12 protein-coding genes are annotated in these 15299 nt (G+C 41.6%); 2 read left to right on the top strand and 10 right to left on the bottom strand.

All coding sequences use genetic code 11. The features are described from left to right. Both FZC40_RS14220 and larE read left to right on the top strand, forming a co-directional pair. Positions 1 to 1454: glutamine synthetase III family protein (locus tag FZC40_RS14220; protein WP_148605516.1), on the top strand; the 1454-nt coding region annotated here is incomplete at its 5' end. A 193-nt stretch (positions 1455 to 1647) separates the two neighbouring features. Then, positions 1648 to 2454, top strand: coding sequence for an ATP-dependent sacrificial sulfur transferase LarE (gene larE, locus FZC40_RS14215; protein WP_148605515.1), 807 nt, complete (start codon positions 1648 to 1650; stop codon positions 2452 to 2454). Positions 2455 to 2595: 141 nt separating this feature from the next. Here the strand turns inward: larE and FZC40_RS14210 are convergent, their stop codons facing one another. The 10 genes from FZC40_RS14210 to FZC40_RS14165 form a co-directional block, all read right to left on the bottom strand. Next, positions 2596 to 3801: a trans-sulfuration enzyme family protein gene (locus tag FZC40_RS14210; RefSeq protein WP_148605512.1), complete on the bottom strand. Its 1206-nt coding sequence runs from the start codon at positions 3799 to 3801 to the stop codon at positions 2596 to 2598. Positions 3802 to 3933: 132 nt separating this feature from the next. Beyond that, positions 3934 to 5109, bottom strand: a complete 1176-nt coding sequence (locus tag FZC40_RS14205; protein WP_148605510.1) for a MalY/PatB family protein — start codon at positions 5107 to 5109, stop codon at positions 3934 to 3936. 2 nt (positions 5110 to 5111) lie between these two features. Continuing rightward, a complete protein-coding gene (locus tag FZC40_RS14200; protein ID WP_148605507.1) occupies positions 5112 to 6251 on the bottom strand; it encodes a trans-sulfuration enzyme family protein in 1140 nt (379 codons plus the stop codon). Between the two features lie 117 nt (positions 6252 to 6368). Continuing rightward, a complete protein-coding gene (locus FZC40_RS14195) occupies positions 6369 to 7280 on the bottom strand; it encodes a PLP-dependent cysteine synthase family protein (RefSeq protein WP_148605505.1) in 912 nt (303 codons plus the stop codon). A 2-nt stretch (positions 7281 to 7282) separates the two neighbouring features. Continuing rightward, positions 7283 to 8443 carry a trans-sulfuration enzyme family protein gene (locus tag FZC40_RS14190; RefSeq protein WP_148605503.1) on the bottom strand — a complete coding sequence of 387 codons (1161 nt, stop codon included), beginning with the start codon at positions 8441 to 8443 and terminating at the stop codon, positions 7283 to 7285. 128 nt (positions 8444 to 8571) lie between these two features. Next, positions 8572 to 9609 (bottom strand): uroporphyrinogen decarboxylase family protein, encoded by a 1038-nt coding sequence (locus FZC40_RS14185; protein ID WP_186843705.1) that lies wholly within the window; start codon positions 9607 to 9609, stop codon positions 8572 to 8574. Between the two features lie 61 nt (positions 9610 to 9670). Then, complete coding sequence (locus FZC40_RS14180; protein WP_475638848.1) at positions 9671 to 10636, bottom strand: homoserine O-acetyltransferase/O-succinyltransferase family protein; 966 nt, start codon at positions 10634 to 10636, stop codon at positions 9671 to 9673. 162 nt (positions 10637 to 10798) lie between these two features. After that, positions 10799 to 12085: an O-acetylhomoserine aminocarboxypropyltransferase/cysteine synthase family protein gene (locus FZC40_RS14175; RefSeq protein ID WP_148605499.1), complete on the bottom strand. Its 1287-nt coding sequence runs from the start codon at positions 12083 to 12085 to the stop codon at positions 10799 to 10801. A 466-nt stretch (positions 12086 to 12551) separates the two neighbouring features. Further along, a complete protein-coding gene (locus tag FZC40_RS14170) occupies positions 12552 to 14246 on the bottom strand; it encodes an ASKHA domain-containing protein (protein WP_243135828.1) in 1695 nt (564 codons plus the stop codon). Beyond that, positions 14246 to 15268, bottom strand: a complete 1023-nt coding sequence (locus FZC40_RS14165) for an MtaA/CmuA family methyltransferase (RefSeq protein ID WP_148605497.1) — start codon at positions 15266 to 15268, stop codon at positions 14246 to 14248. Before FZC40_RS14165 ends, FZC40_RS14170 begins: the two co-directional genes overlap by 1 nt. Positions 15269 to 15299 lie beyond the last annotated feature (31 nt).

Below are 15299 nucleotides of genomic sequence, written 5' to 3'. Positions count from 1 at the left end.
CCGGCCGAACTCTGTTTGGCGCAAAACCGCCCAAGGGCCAGGAAATGGAAACCCATTACTTCGGCCGTATTCGTGGCCGCGTAGCCGCTTACATGGCCGATCTCGACAAGGAATTATGGCGACTGGGCATTGCTTCCAAAACCAGCCACAACGAAGTGGCTCCTTCCCAGCATGAAATGGCGCCTATTTTCACTAATACAAACACCGCTACGGATCACAATCAGCTGGTTATGGAATTCATGCAACGGGTAGCCTATCGTCATGATCTGGCCTGTCTGCTTCATGAAAAACCCTTTGATTTCGTCAACGGTTCCGGAAAGCACAATAACTTTTCGATGTCCACTAACACTGGCGAGAACCTGCTGGAACCGGGGGATGATCCAGTCAACAACAAACAGTTCCTGCTTTTCCTCTGTGCCTGTGTTGAAGCCGTGAACAAATACAGTGAACTGCTGCGGATTACCGTTGCCAGCGCCGGCAATGATCACCGTTTGGGCGCGAATGAAGCCCCCCCGGCGATTGTTTCCATTTTCCTCGGCGAACAGCTGACCGCCGCCCTGAAGTCCATCGAAACCGGCAAACCGGTTAAAGAAGCGAAAGACCTGGTGCTGGAAATGGGCGTCAGCACCCTGCCCAAACTGATTATGGATGCGACGGACCGTAACCGAACCTCGCCATTTGCCTTCACCGGAAATAAGTTCGAATTCCGGATGCTGGGTTCCAACCAGTCCATCGCCGGTCCGAACATTACCCTTAATACCATCGTCGCCGATGTTCTGGGCAACTATGCCGATGTTCTGGAAAAGGCCGATGATTTTGATACCGCCCTGGATGCCCTGCTGCAGAAATCCGTCACGGAAAATAAACGCATTGTCTTCAACGGCAACAACTACTCCGAGGAGTGGGTTGAAGAAGCCGCCCGCCGCGGCCTTCCCAACCTGAGAACCACACCGGCAGCCCTAGCTGAATATACTTCAGATAAAAATGTCGAACTGTTTGCCCGACACAATATTTATACTCCGGCTGAATTGGACTCCCGTTATGAAATTCATCTGGACGAATACAGCAAAACCATCAACATTGAAGCCCTGACCATGCTCAACATCGCCAAACGTGAAATTTCACCGGCTGTTGTTACTTATACCAAAGAGGTTTGCGACACCCTGCTGGCGAAAAAATCCTGTGGTGATTTCATTGATGTCTCGGCTGAATCAACTCTGGCCGAACGACTCTCCAAACTGTCCGGCGAATTCATCCGTTCCATTGACGATCTGGAAAAAATTCTGGCCGCTGCTCAGGACACCGCATCAGCTCAGGCTGAAGCCACCTATTACTGTGATCAGGTCATCCCCGCAATGGAAGAACTTCGCAAATTTGCGGATGAACTTGAAAGTCTTGTCGCCAAGAAATACTGGCCATACCCAAATTACGAAGATATTTTATTCTACATTTAATTAATAACCGATCAAAAAGCTCCGGAAGCGTGTTTAAATCTTCCGGAGCTTTTTTTATTTAACAGAGCCATCATAAACACAACCCCATTTATAAATTATCTTGACAAAAGATGAATTGCCAATTAGAATAATCATAGTATTTAGATATGAATAATGTTGTCTTTCTAAAATTTTCATCTAAAAGGAGAATGTAATGGATAATATATCAAATAAGTATGACCGTTTGCAGGATTATTTAAAAAGCCTCAACAGCGTCGCTGTGGCTTTTTCAGGCGGTGTTGATTCGACGTTTTTATTAAAAGTTGCCCATGATGTTTTAGGAAAAAATGCGATTGCGGTTACAGCTCGTTCCGAAAGCTTTCCTAAAAGAGAATTATCCGAAGCGGAAGCTTTTACAACGGCCAACAACATTGAGCACATTGTCATCGATTCAGAAGAGCTTGATATTGAAGGCTTTTCGCATAATCCTAAAAACAGATGTTATCTCTGTAAAACTGAACTCTTTTCGAAAATTAAAGCTATTGCTGCAGATCGGCAATTGGAAAATGTGATCGAAGGATCCAATACTGATGATAATGGTGACTATCGTCCCGGCCTTTTGGCGGTGGCTGAATTGGATATCAAAAGCCCCTTGCGGTTTGCCGAGCTCTCAAAAGACGAAATACGGCATCTTTCCCGGGAGCTCGGTTTGCCCACCTGGAACAAACAATCCTTCGCTTGTTTATCATCTCGATTTCCCTATGGCGAGACGATTACCCCCGATCGTCTTAACATGATTGATCAGGCGGAACAAACCCTTCTTGATTTGGGTTTGCATCAGGTGAGAGTCCGCTATCATGGCAATTTGGCCCGGATCGAAACCGACGAGAACGGCTTTGACACCTTACTGAATAAGGAAATTCGCAATAAAATCAATGATGCCTTTAAAAAAATCGGTTTTACCTATATCGCTTTAGATCTCAAAGGGTATAGAACCGGCAGCATGAACGAAACGCTGTAAGCTATTTTTTTAATCTGAATTTTATGGGTGTCTGCTTAATTAACATCAGCCCAATCAAACAAATCTTTTTTGATTGGGCTGATGTTTTCTGTTTATCTGTAGGCTCTCATCATCGACATCCGTATAAACTTTTGTAACGTCCTACACCACTTTCAAACTCAATCCCACCTTTTCAAGGGCCTGCTCTAAATCCGAAATGATATCTTCCACATCTTCAATTCCGACACTGAACCGGAAAAAGCCCTGATGGAATTCTTCCGGATACAGATATTGTCTTTCGTCATTTTCGCCAAGATAGACAATTAAACTTTCATCATGTCCCAGTGACACCGCCGATGTCACCACCCTTAACTGACTGACAAATTCATTGCAGGTATCCTTATCGGCCTTTAAACCAAAGGATAAGACCCCACCAAAGCCCTTTTCCATCTGTTTCTTGGCAATCTCATGGCCTTTATTGCCGGGCAGTCCAGGGTATGAAACAAAGCTCACACTTTCAAGGCCCGCTAAAAACTTTGCCACGGCCAACGCATTTTCATTGTGTTGTTTCATCCGCAGCGGAAATGTGACGGCCCCTCTCATAATCAACCAGGCATTAAACGGGCTGATAGTTCCCCCAAGATTCACCTGGGACTGGAAACGAATTTTATCCAGAGCTTCCTTTTGGCCCGCAATGGAGCCGCCCATGGCATCTCCATGTCCATTAATAAATTTTGTGAGACTTTCAATTGCAAAGTCCGCGCCCAATTCAATCGGTCTCTGATTATAGGGCGAAGCAAAGGTGTTATCCACTGACAGCAATGCTCCATTTTTGTGTGCCAGCTTGGCAATCTCCTGAATATCTGAAATGCCAATCGTTGGATTCCCGGGTGTTTCGATATGTACAAGCTTCGTATTGGGTCTGATTGCTGCCCTCACTGCCTCTAAATCAGTAGTGTCAACAATTGTGGTTTCTACTTTGAACTTATTGTTTAACAGTTCATTCAGCAAACGATAAGCTGCCACATAAGTTACATTTGAAAACATCACATGGTCGCCGCTTTCCAGCAGGGCAAAGAATAGTCCTGAAAGAGCAGCCACGCCTGACGCCAAAACAATGCAATCGTCACTGCCTTCAAATGAGGCAATCTTTTCTTCCAGATACTTTTGGTTGGTTCCGCCGTTTCGGGTATACAGGCTTTTATCCGAACTGCTCCAATTAATGTCGGAAGGATCGTAAGGCAGCTCATAACTGTTGGCCATTGTTATCGGTCGCTTGATTGCTCCCGAGTCTTTATCGACATCATTTCCGGTATGCACCGCTCTTGTCTGAAACCCAAATTCACTACCATATTTTCGTTCGCTCATTTCTGCATCCTCCTGAGTTGTATAATTCATTTAAAACATATATGAATACTACAATAATTTTAATACTCGTCCCGAAAAAAGTCAATAAAAAAGGCAATGCCTTGATCAAAAAGATCAGCCTTGCCTTTTTCTTTATCCGTTGTTGATGGCCTGCTCCAATTGTGTTAACGCCTGTTCCAGTATCACTCTGGGCGAAGCGATATTGATCCGTTGGAAGCCCTCGCCTCCGGCGCCAAACATGATTCCTTCGTCGAGCCACAAACCGGCTTTATTAATGACTAAATCTTCCAGTTCCTTTTCACTCAGCCCGAGTTCATTGAAATCCAACCAAACTAAATAGGTTCCTTCCGGCTCAACCAGTTTTATCTGCGGCAGTTTTTCACTTAAAAAACGTCTGACAAAATCCAGGTTGCCGACCAGATATGTTCTTAGTTCATTCAACCACTCTCGGCCCTGTGAATAGGCCGCTGTACAGGCGACGATTCCCATCACATTCAGCTCGTTATAACCACTTTTTGTCATTTCATCGACAAATTTTTTCCGCAATTCCCGGTCTTTAATAAAGATATTGGATATTTGCAATCCCGCCAAATTAAAGGTTTTAGTTGGCGCTGTACAGGTGATGCTAATCTTCAAAAATTCAGGTTTTAAATCAGCAAAGACCAGATGCTGATGACCCGGATAAATAAAATCCTGATGAATTTCGTCAGAAATAACTGTTACCTGATGTTTTAAACAGATATCTCCCAAACGGGTGAGTTCTTCTCTGGTCCACACTCGCCCCACTGGATTATGGGGATTGCATAAGATAAACAACTTCACGTCGTTGGCGATGATCTTGTTTTCAAAATCAGCAAAGTCGATGGTATAGCGGCCCTTTTCATAAACGAGCTGATTCACCACCAATTTGCGCTCGTTTATCCTGATTATCTCGGAAAAAGGATAATAAACCGGCTGTTGGATGAGTATCCCATCCCCTTTAACGGTCATCCCGCGAATAGCCGTGGCGATGGCATAAACAACTCCTGGCGTCTTCACCAGCCAGTCTGGTCGGATATCCCATTCGAAGTTGGTTTTGAACCAGTCTTTTAAAACAAAGAAATAGTCCTGACCACTTTCGGAATATCCAAAAATTCCGTGCTTGCTTTTTTCGACAAGGGCCTCCACCACCGGCCCAGGGGTTTTAAAATCCATATCCGCAACCCATAATGGCAGCAGTCCTTCCGGTTTGCCACAGCGATTTGCGAAATCATATTTCAGGGAGTTGGTATTGTCCCGCTGAATGATTTCGTTGAAATTATACGTCATTTTTATTCCCCCTTTATTACCCTGGCTAAGTCATCGATCAAATCCTGGGCACTTTCTATTCCCACCGACAGACGCAGCAGACATTCATTGATTCCCTTGGCTTCGCGCTCGGCTTTGGGGATATCGCCATGGGTCTGGAGCATCGGGTAGGTAATGAGGGTTTCAACGCCTCCTAAACTTTCTGCATATTGAATCAGTGAAACCTTTTCCAAAATATCTCTGACCGTTTTCTCACTGTCAACTTCAAAAGAAATCATTGCCCCAAAACCGCTGCCCTGACGTTGGGATATTTCATAGCCGGGATGAGTGGGCAGGCCGATATAATATACGGTTTTAACTTTCTGTTGATCACCCAGCCAGTTCGCCAATTTCATGGCATTTTCCTGCTGTTTATCCATTCGGATCGGCAGCGTTTTAATGCCCCGGATCATCAGCCAGCTGTCAAAAGGCGAGAGACAGGCCCCGGTGGTCTTATAAATAAATCGCAACCGATCTGATATTTTTTCATCATTCACAACCACAAATCCGGCCAGCGTGTCATTATGACCGCCCAAATATTTGGTGCCGCTGTGAACGACAATATCAGCCCCCAGTTTAATTGGTTTCTGAAAATAAGGGGTCAAAAAAGTATTATCCACAATCAGAATCAGATTGTGTCTTTTTGTCAACTCAGCCACTGCTTTTATATCCGTGACCTGCATCATCGGATTGGTTGGCGTTTCGATAAACACGCCTTTCGTGTTTGGCTGAATATGGGATTCAATCATAGAAATATCGGATGTATTAACAAAATCAAAACTGATTCCATTTTTCATGGAAATTTGATGAAACAGCCGATGGGATCCACCATAAAGATCATCGGAAGCAATGATATGATCGCCTGGCGAAAAAAGTTCCATGACGGCGCCAATGGCGGCCATGCCGGTTGAAAATGCCAGGGCGTCAAACCCACCTTCCAGTTTGACCATGATCTTTTCCAGATGTTCCCGAGTCGGGTTTTGCTGCCGGGAATAATCATAGCCGGTACTTTCTCCCACCGCCGGATGAGCAAAGGTTGCCGATTGAAAAATCGGAACACTCACTGCACCTGTAGTGTCATATTTCTCACTATTTCCGTGTATACAAAGGGTGTTAAAATCCATGCTTTTTTCTCCTCGCTTAATAACATCTAATCAGAGTCTTCCAACAACTCCTTCATTATTTGTTATATTGTACTATTTAACACGAATAGTATCAACGAATCTTTTTTGCAGGGAGAATTAATCATAAATGTTTTTACTGAAATAGCGGTCTCCTCGATCCGGTAAAATTGTGACGATGTTGCCTTTGTCAATTTTTTCAGCCAGCTTCAGTGCTGCAAATAAAGCTGCGCCGGATGAGGTGCCGGCAATAATCCCTTCCTTTTTCGCCAGCAATTTGGCAATTTCAAAAGCATTACTGTCATGCACTTTTATCACCTCATCCACAAGAGACATATCCATTGTGGTGGCAATAAAATCATTCCCGATGCCTTCAATATCGTAACAGCCAATATCACCGCCACCCATGATTGAACCAATGGGATCGGCCAGTACCCCTTTGATATTGGGATTTTGCTCTTTCAAATAACGCACCACCCCAGAATAAGTTCCGCCGCTGCCGGCTCCAGCTACCAAATAATCGATATTGCCTTCAAGGTCGCGGTATATTTCCGGTCCGGTTGTTTCATAATGGGTTAGTGGATTCGAAGGATTGTCAAATTGCTTAAGCGAGATCGAGTTTGGAATCGTTCTGAGTAATTCCTGAGCTTTTGCGGTTGCGCCAAGCATCCCTAACTCCCGTGGCGTATTGATGATTTCTCCACCGAAGGCACGCATCAGCGTCTGCTTTTCAATTGAAAACTTAGTGGGCACCACAAAAATAACGCGGTAGCCTTTATTGATGGCCGCCAGGGCAACTCCGAGGCCGGTATTGCCGGCCGTCCCTTCGATAATGGTATAACCCGGTTTTAACAGTCCCTGTGCTTCTGCATCTTTGATCATTGAAACACCGATTCGGTCTTTTACACTTCCCCCGGGATTCCAAAATTCAAGTTTCGCAAAAATATTTACGCCCTTTTTTATATCAAAATTATTAAGTTTAACCATTGGCGTATTGCCGATTAATTCCCTAATGTCATTATAATAAGCCATTTTTATCCCTCGTAACTCTTTAAGAATGCTTGTTCCAAATCATTTAAGATATCATTTTTATTTTCTATCCCCACCGAAATTCTGATTAAATTTTCAACGATGCCAACTTTTTGTCGAATCTCATACGGAATCGAAGCATGTGTCATACTGGATGGATGGCAGATCAGCGATTCAACGCCGCCCAAACTCTCTGCCAATGAAATAAATTCCAGTGACTCAAAAAACTTATGAATATTATATTTTTCATCAAGTTCAAATGACAGCATTCCACCTGGTCCGCTGGTTTGGCTTTTATTGATTTCATATCCTTGACTATCCGGCAAACCGGGATAGTAGATCGCCTTTACGCCGGGATGTTTTTTTAACTCCTCCGCAATAAATAGGGCATTTTCGATATGTCTGTCCATTCTGACGCCAAGGGTTTTAATTCCCCGAATCAGCAGAAAGCTGTCGAATGGCTGCAAAATCCCGCCTGTTGAATTCTGTATAAAGCCTAACCGTTCAGCCAGTTCTTCACTATTGACGACCGCAAGTCCGGCAATCAAATCGCTATGTCCGCCCAAATATTTGGTGCCGCTGTGGACGACAATGTCGACGCCAAGTTCGATCGGTCTCTGCAAGTATGGTGTCATAAAGGTATTGTCTACGATGGTTAAGATATTATGCTTTTTACCGATTAATGCCACTTCTTTAATATCGGTAATGGACAAAATCGGGTTTGCCGGACTTTCAATAAAGATTGCCTTTACATCCGCATCGATGCTTTTCTCTAGGATCGCCAAATCTGATGTTTCGACAATTTCATAGGTGATGCCAAAATTATTAAATACTTTATCTAACACCCGAAAGGTTCCGCCATAAACATTACTTGAAATAATGATTTTATCTCCGGTTTTAAAAAGGCTGAGCACCGCGGTGGTTGCCGCCATTCCAGAGGCGAATGCAAACCCCGCGACGCCCCCTTCTAAATCTGCAATTAGAGATTCTAATGCCTGTCTGGTGGGATTTCCCGTTCGCGAATATTCATACCCCTTGTTTTTGCCTAGACCCTGTTGTTTATATGTTGATGTTTGAAATATTGGTACATTAACTGCTCCAGTATTTTCGTCTCCGTCAATTCCACCATGGATCAGTTTGGAATCAATGTTACTATAGTTACTCATTGATCAGTCTCCTTAATTTGTTTTAATTCATACCATACATATATGATTTACTAATTATAGCAAGTCCTATGATTATTGTCAATCTGTTTTTAATCATGATTCCGCACCCCGTTACAACAAAAATGGTTTTATCGACATCCGATAAAGGTATGATGGACAGTGTCTACCATGGCCTGAACATTTTCCATTTTAGTTTTCGGCGGGATATCACAGCCCGGCATGACTACATACCCTTTATGTCCTGCCTCGAAAATGCATTTTGTCGTGGCGATTTTAATGTCTTCCGGCGTTCCTTCAAGAATGATACTTGTTGGGTTCAAATTCCCGCCGAAAGCAATCTTTCCGCTTAACTTTTCTCTGGCAATTTTTAAATCGACTTGATAGTCCAGCGAAAATAGATCGGTCTCGGTAAGCGGAATCAAATCCAATATTCTCGTCGTATTTCCACAAATATGCAACATTTTAGCTTTTGTTCGTTTACTGATCGCTTTATTTGCAGATTTGATCCAAGGAAAAGCTGTTTCTTTAAATATTTTTGCTGATATGACATTCCCTGAAGACATCGGCTCGGCCTGATTAACCAATTCAACCCCGGCATCAATAAATAAGTTCCAGTATTTTAAAAGTAGGCGTTCTGTAAACTCGAGCACATGCTGTATCCCCGGCTTGTCTTTCAAGGTGGTTACCATTAAATTTTCCATTCCCATTAGCTGTCCTGCCAGGGTAAATGGGCCCCACTGACTATTTCCCAATAAAAATTCATTGCCAACTCTTTCGGCAACAATTTGCGTTGTCTTTAATAAATTCTCCAATTCCAAGGAATTTTCCAAATCTTCAATTTTTAATTTATCAACATCCGAAGGTTTTAAGACCAGGGGTTCATCGACTGTCGAGGCCTCTCCCAAAGCATTAAAAGTACATTTTGCACCAATAGCCCGTAGTGCCAAATTTCCACAATCCGCACCCATCCAAATGATATCGGAATTTGCTTCATTATTATTATTGATCATACATTCGGCGATTTTTTCCGGCGGACATTCAAAAGTATCCTGCAAGGTTAAGCCATTTCGGTAAAATATCCACACGCCGCTGGATAAGATTACCAGCGGCAAACGTGGTGTTGATTTTAAAGCAATTCCAGATAATATTATTTCTTTATGTGTCAAAAAATCATCTCCTATCTTAAAAATTAAAAGTTGGAACCATTCAAATGAATTGGTCCCAACTTTATTTTGCAACAGACAGTTTACCCATTTTTTCAATATTATTCTTATATCCGATATCACTTAAACGATACGGTGTTTGCTGATATACATAATAATTCAACCAATTCGAAAATAATAATGATGCGTGACTGTTCCAACTGGTTTGTTTGGAAAATGGCGATTTGTCTTTTATTTGAAAATTCTCGGGGAATTTTGGATTCAGTCCTTTTAAACAATCCTGAATATACTCTGACTCCAGGGCCGCTCGGTCAAATTCACAATGCCCGGTCACAAACAATTGCTTGTTGTTTTTGTCTGCGATTAAATATACTCCGGCTTTCTCTGATTCAGCTAAAATATCAAGTTCCGATATCTTAAGCAGTTCTTCTTTATTGATTGCGATATCCCGGGAATGCGGAGCCATGAATATATCGTCAAACCCTCTGACAATGGGGTGTCTGCGCATATTCACGGTGTGAGCATAAATCCCGGATAATTTATTTGAAAGATTACATTTATTCAATCCAAAATGATAATGCAACGCGGCGTAGGCGCTCCAGCATGAGTACAGTGCAGAATTAACATGATATTTTGCCCATTCCATTACCTCGCACAATTCATCCCAACAATCAGCTTCTTCAAATTCTAATTGTCCAATCGGCGCACCGGTTATAATCATGCCATCATAACTTTTGTTTTTAATTTCTTCAAAAGTCATATAAAATTGATGTAAATGTTCCAAAATTGAATTTTTAGGGATATGTGTTGATATTTTTAAAAATTCAACACTTAATTGCAGTGAAGTATTACTTAACAATCTTAAAAGTTGTGTTTCGGTTGCGATTACGGTGGGCATTAAATTAACAATCAAGATTCTTAAAGTACGAATATCCTGATGTTCGGCACGACTTTCTGACATAATGAAAATATTTTCATTGGCAAGTGCCTCAATTGCAGGAAGACCTTCTTTAACACATATTGGCATCATAACACCTCTCGCTCGACAAGAAACACGCGATGCGAATTTCTCTATGACTCCCGAACAGTTAGCAAATGAGCAGGAGGTACTCATTTGCCTCATTGCCTTCGCATAAATTAACGGTCTGCTGTTCTTCTATTCAAAGTTCAAGCAGCCTCATTTAAATATTTATTAATCTGTGATTGCTTTGTCTAAAGCTTGCTTGATATCATAAATTATATCATCGACATCTTCTACCCCAATTGATAAACGAATAGTGTCAGGTCCGAATCCTGCGGCTGCCTGTTCTTCTGGAGTAAGTTGCTGATGTGTTGTTGATGAAGGATGGATAACCAGTGATTTTGCATCGGCCACATTTGCTAATTGCGAAAATATTTCCAAACTATCAATAAATTTCTTGGCCTGATCAACCGTTCCGTTAATTGAGAAAGTGAAAATCGAGCCAGCTCCAAGTGGTAAATATTTCTGTGCCAAATCATAATATTTGTTTGACTTAGTGCCTGGATAATTAACGGTTTTAACCTTTGGACTGTTTTCCAGGAATTCAACAACTTTTTGGGTATTTGCGACATGTTTTTGAACTCGAAGAGACAGTGATTCTAATCCCAGTAAAAACAAGAAAGAGTTAAGCGGAGCCAACGTTGCTCCCGTATCGCGGAGAAGTTGCGCTCTAATTTTTACAGCATAGGCAACCGCACCTAAATCAGCATAGGTTATGCCATTATAGCTTTGATCTGGAGTCGTGAAATCTGGAAATTTTCCACTTTTCCAATCAAAATTACCACCATCTACGATAATGCCGCCAATGGCTGCCCCATGACCACCAATGAATTTGGTTGCTGAATGAACAACAACATTTGCCCCATGTTCCAAAGGTCTGAATAAATAGGGAGTAGCAAACGTATTATCAACAATTACTGGTATTTTGTTTTCAGCAGCAATTTTTCCAACTGCATCAAAGTCAATGACATTGTTAGCTGGATTACCAAGTGTTTCATAAAAAATTGCTTTTGTTTTATCAGTGATGGCTTTTCTGAAATTTTCAGGATCTTCCGGATCAACAAAAATTGTTTTGATACCAAATTTAGGCAAGGTGTCGGCAAATAAATGATAGGTTCCGCCATACAATGTACTTGCAGCTACGATTTCATCACCAGCGCTGGCAATATTTTCAATCGCATAGGTGATTGCTGCTGCGCCTGAAGCTGTGGCCAGACCTGCTGATCCACCTTCAAGAGCAGCTACTCTCTGTTCAAACGCATCCGTAGTTGGATTGGTTAATCGGGAATAAATATTTCCTGGATTGGTTAAGGCAAAACGACCTTCGGCTTCTGCGGTATCTTTAAATACATAGGATGTTGTCTGATAAATAGGAACTGCTCTAGCTCCTGTTGCCGGATCTGGCGCTTGTCCTGCATGTACCTGTAGTGTATCGAATCCTAGTTTTCTTTCGCTCATATTAATTGACCTCTCATTTCTTTCTGTATTTTTTTTGTTTTCTGTATTTTCTTTGTTCTTATTTTTATTGAAAACCTTTTTTAAAAAACCGTCTTTTGATTTTTTACTCAATAATGAATACCCCTCTCATTTGCTATTTCACAACTGTTGTTTAACTCCCCTTTTGAACCCGGATCACTATTTAAAGTTTAACCCACTTAGAATTTTTGCTCATCATTTAAATGCTTAATTTATTGCAAATGATTTTCTTATGAATAGCAAATGCAATATTTCAGTTTATTTCACAAGAAAATAAGCAACCACTTATTTTGCAACACATGCATATAGTTCTCTCTTTTGCAGTGCATAATCGACTTTTTTCCATATTGCTTTGCCTCCTAAAATTGTATTTCATATATATCCTATATGTTTTATATGATTAATATACATCACTTTTCTTTGCTTGTCAATATTTTTTTTGATTTTATTATGCGATTTTTTTCTGTTTATCAAAAGATAAACAATCAACGAATATCCGGTCAAAATTCTCGCCGTTTGACAATTCAACAACTTCAATTTGCTTAACCAATTCTTCCATTTCATCGCGGTATTTTTGGTTCAACAGAAATGCATGGCCGCCTGATTTCGAGGTGTTGCCGACAAAATCAATCTTGCCTTCAAATTCTTTTGGCAATAATCCGATATTGATCAGACTTTCCGCTCTCAAATGGAAGCCGAATGATCCGGCAATTTGTATTTTATCGACATCCTCGGCTTTAATGTTTTTAGTATTCATTAAAAATTCAATCCCGGCTCTTACGGCACCTTTTGCCAGTTGAACCTGTCTGATATCCTTCTGGGTAAGAAAAATACCTTTTGCTACTGTAAAAGCATTTTTTCCATCGATTTTCACGATTCGTGCGCCGAGTCCCTGTTTTAAATCGCTGTTTTCCGGTGCTGAAAATCTTCCTCTTTTATCAATTACTTTATTGGCAACAAGCTCTCCCACAATATCGATCAGACCGCTTCCGCAGATTCCGACCGGTTTCCCGTCTTCGATGGTTTTTACTTCAATCGTTCCATCTTCTTCAATATTAAAATACTCAATGGCTCCTTTTTCGGCTCTCATCCCATAGGTAATATTCATGCCTTCAAAAGCCGGTCCGGCCGCAGTGGACGTGGCGGTTAAAAGCCCGTCACTGGCCAAAACCATTTCTCCATTTGTTCCGATATCAACAAACAGGGTAACCCCTTTTCGATCTTGAAGCCGGGTCGCCAAAATCCCCGATGTGATATCCGGACCAACGAATGCTGAAATAATCGGCGGCAAATAAATTGCTCCGCTTTCTGAAATGTTTAATAAATGCTCAGCATAACTCAGACTGCTTCCGCCCCTTAATAATGGCGTATATGGATATTTGCCTAATGAATAGGGATTCACTTTAGCCGCCAGGTGAATCATACAGGTGTTTCCACTGTAAATCACTTCATATATATGGCTGCTATCAATTCCCGTATGTTTTGCCGCTTTTTCGATCAAATTATTGACTTCTTTGGTTATCCCAAAATACATGGTGTCCAATCCTTCTTCACTTGATGCATACTTTATTCTGGATAAAACATCCTGGGCATACAAGCTCTGGGGGTTTAATGCCGAAACCGAATATAGTTCTTCTCCGGTATTAATATTAACGATCGTTGCTACTAAAGTTGTTGTGCCAATATCTACCACGACACCAAAATTAAGTAATGACGTATCGCCTTCTTCCTCACCGATAATCTGATCTCCGGCATAAATAATCGTTTTTCCGTTTCCGTCGTACTCTTTTTTGATCAGGCTATCAACCTCGATATCGAAGCTTTGACCGTGATTTAGTATTTGCAGCGTCTTGTTCTGATGCTTGGAAACCGCTTCAACATTGACATTTCCAATCACTTTCGTTTGACATGACAGAACAAATCCTTGGGACTTTTCCTGATCTGATAACTGATGTTTTCCATATTGCTCGATGTTCTTTAGACTGTCTTTTGAAACCTGCACCTTACATTTACCACAGACACCTTCAGCATTGCATGGTGATTCGATAACAATTTCCAGCTTTTTGGCAGCTTCTAAAATTGTTGTGCCTTTGGCAACCAAAACACTCTTGTTTTCTGCCACAAAATTTACTTTTACCATCATTAAGACTCCTTTACCCTATTTGTCATTGCATTGATGTTTCTTAATGGCGTAGAGGTACTTAGGCCACAGGCCGGCGAAATTATATCGATGCCATCATTTTTCAACTTTTCTGTCAGTATTGAAATTTTTTCTGCTTCGCCAAATTCTAACAGGTAGGTGCTAAGATTACCCATTGTGGTCAGTTGGCTATATTCTTCTTTCAGCTTTTTCAAGCTAATCGATGAATCGGTGCTGATTGCATCGGATTTGATTTGCGGAACAAATTTTTTTACCGCATTCATTTTTCCACAGATATGTACGACAACGGGTGTATTCGTTTCATGGATTGCATCGATAATTTTATTCAAATATTTAACTGCATATTCGCCAAACATCGTTGGTCCTAATATTTCTCCAGTTGCAGTCGGATCGGCAATCGTAATGACACTTGCGCCATTTTCGATCATCAATTTTGCATATTCGATAATCTGATCGCTGACATAATCAATGACGCGGTGAGCTCCATCCCGGTTTTTTCTCAGCTCTTTCAAAAAGGGAATGGGATCAACCAGCGATGCCGAGGTACTAAGCGGACCGGTAACACTTCCAAAGACCGGAACATCCGGATATCTTTTTGATAATGCATAAGTCGCCTCAATAATTGCATTGACTCTTGCGTTCTTTTCCATTGCCCCTGATTCTTTATAGACAACGTCTGTTACAGAGGAAAATACTTCCCTTTGTATCTTGGGTTCGCAGGAAAGAGTTCCGTAATTTATTTCGCTCCCCAACACCTCTGCCTCGACAGTCATACAAAACGGTATGCCGAAATTCTCAAAACCGGTGTTTAGATGGACATCATTTGCCAGCGCAGCCATTATTTTGCTGTCATGATGGCCCTCAGGCAAAGTGTGTCCGGTTTTATTCATGACTTCAACAATCGCGGAGTTCATCATTCCTCCCGGGCAAATAACCGGCGCCCTATCCACTGTTTGCTTTTTTAAAGAACGAAATATCCGTTCTTTTGGTGTTAAATCGTTCATTATTTAATTCCTCTTTCTTTCCTTATTGAAA

This window comes from Acetobacterium tundrae, assembly GCF_008086615.1.
Classification (GTDB): Bacteria; Bacillota; Clostridia; order Eubacteriales; family Eubacteriaceae; genus Acetobacterium; species Acetobacterium tundrae.
Note: the sequence above shows the minus strand (reverse complement) of the source record. Positions and strands in the feature narration are given on the sequence as shown.

What these genes read in the sequence shown, in the direction of transcription:
- larE (WP_148605515.1), top strand. Translation starts at nt 1,648, where the DNA reads ATGGATAATATATCAAATAAGTATGACCGTTTGCAGGATTATTTAAAA.
- FZC40_RS14210 (WP_148605512.1), bottom strand. Translation starts at nt 3,801, where the DNA reads ATGAGCGAACGAAAATATGGTAGTGAATTTGGGTTTCAGACAAGAGCG.
- FZC40_RS14205 (WP_148605510.1), bottom strand. Translation starts at nt 5,109, where the DNA reads ATGACGTATAATTTCAACGAAATCATTCAGCGGGACAATACCAACTCC.
- FZC40_RS14200 (WP_148605507.1), bottom strand. Translation starts at nt 6,251, where the DNA reads ATGGATTTTAACACCCTTTGTATACACGGAAATAGTGAGAAATATGAC.
- FZC40_RS14195 (WP_148605505.1), bottom strand. Translation starts at nt 7,280, where the DNA reads ATGGCTTATTATAATGACATTAGGGAATTAATCGGCAATACGCCAATG.
- FZC40_RS14190 (WP_148605503.1), bottom strand. Translation starts at nt 8,443, where the DNA reads ATGAGTAACTATAGTAACATTGATTCCAAACTGATCCATGGTGGAATT.
- FZC40_RS14180 (WP_475638848.1), bottom strand. Translation starts at nt 10,636, where the DNA reads ATGATGCCAATATGTGTTAAAGAAGGTCTTCCTGCAATTGAGGCACTT.
- FZC40_RS14175 (WP_148605499.1), bottom strand. Translation starts at nt 12,085, where the DNA reads ATGAGCGAAAGAAAACTAGGATTCGATACACTACAGGTACATGCAGGA.
- FZC40_RS14170 (WP_243135828.1), bottom strand. Translation starts at nt 14,246, where the DNA reads ATGATGGTAAAAGTAAATTTTGTGGCAGAAAACAAGAGTGTTTTGGTT.
- FZC40_RS14165 (WP_148605497.1), bottom strand. Translation starts at nt 15,268, where the DNA reads ATGAACGATTTAACACCAAAAGAACGGATATTTCGTTCTTTAAAAAAG.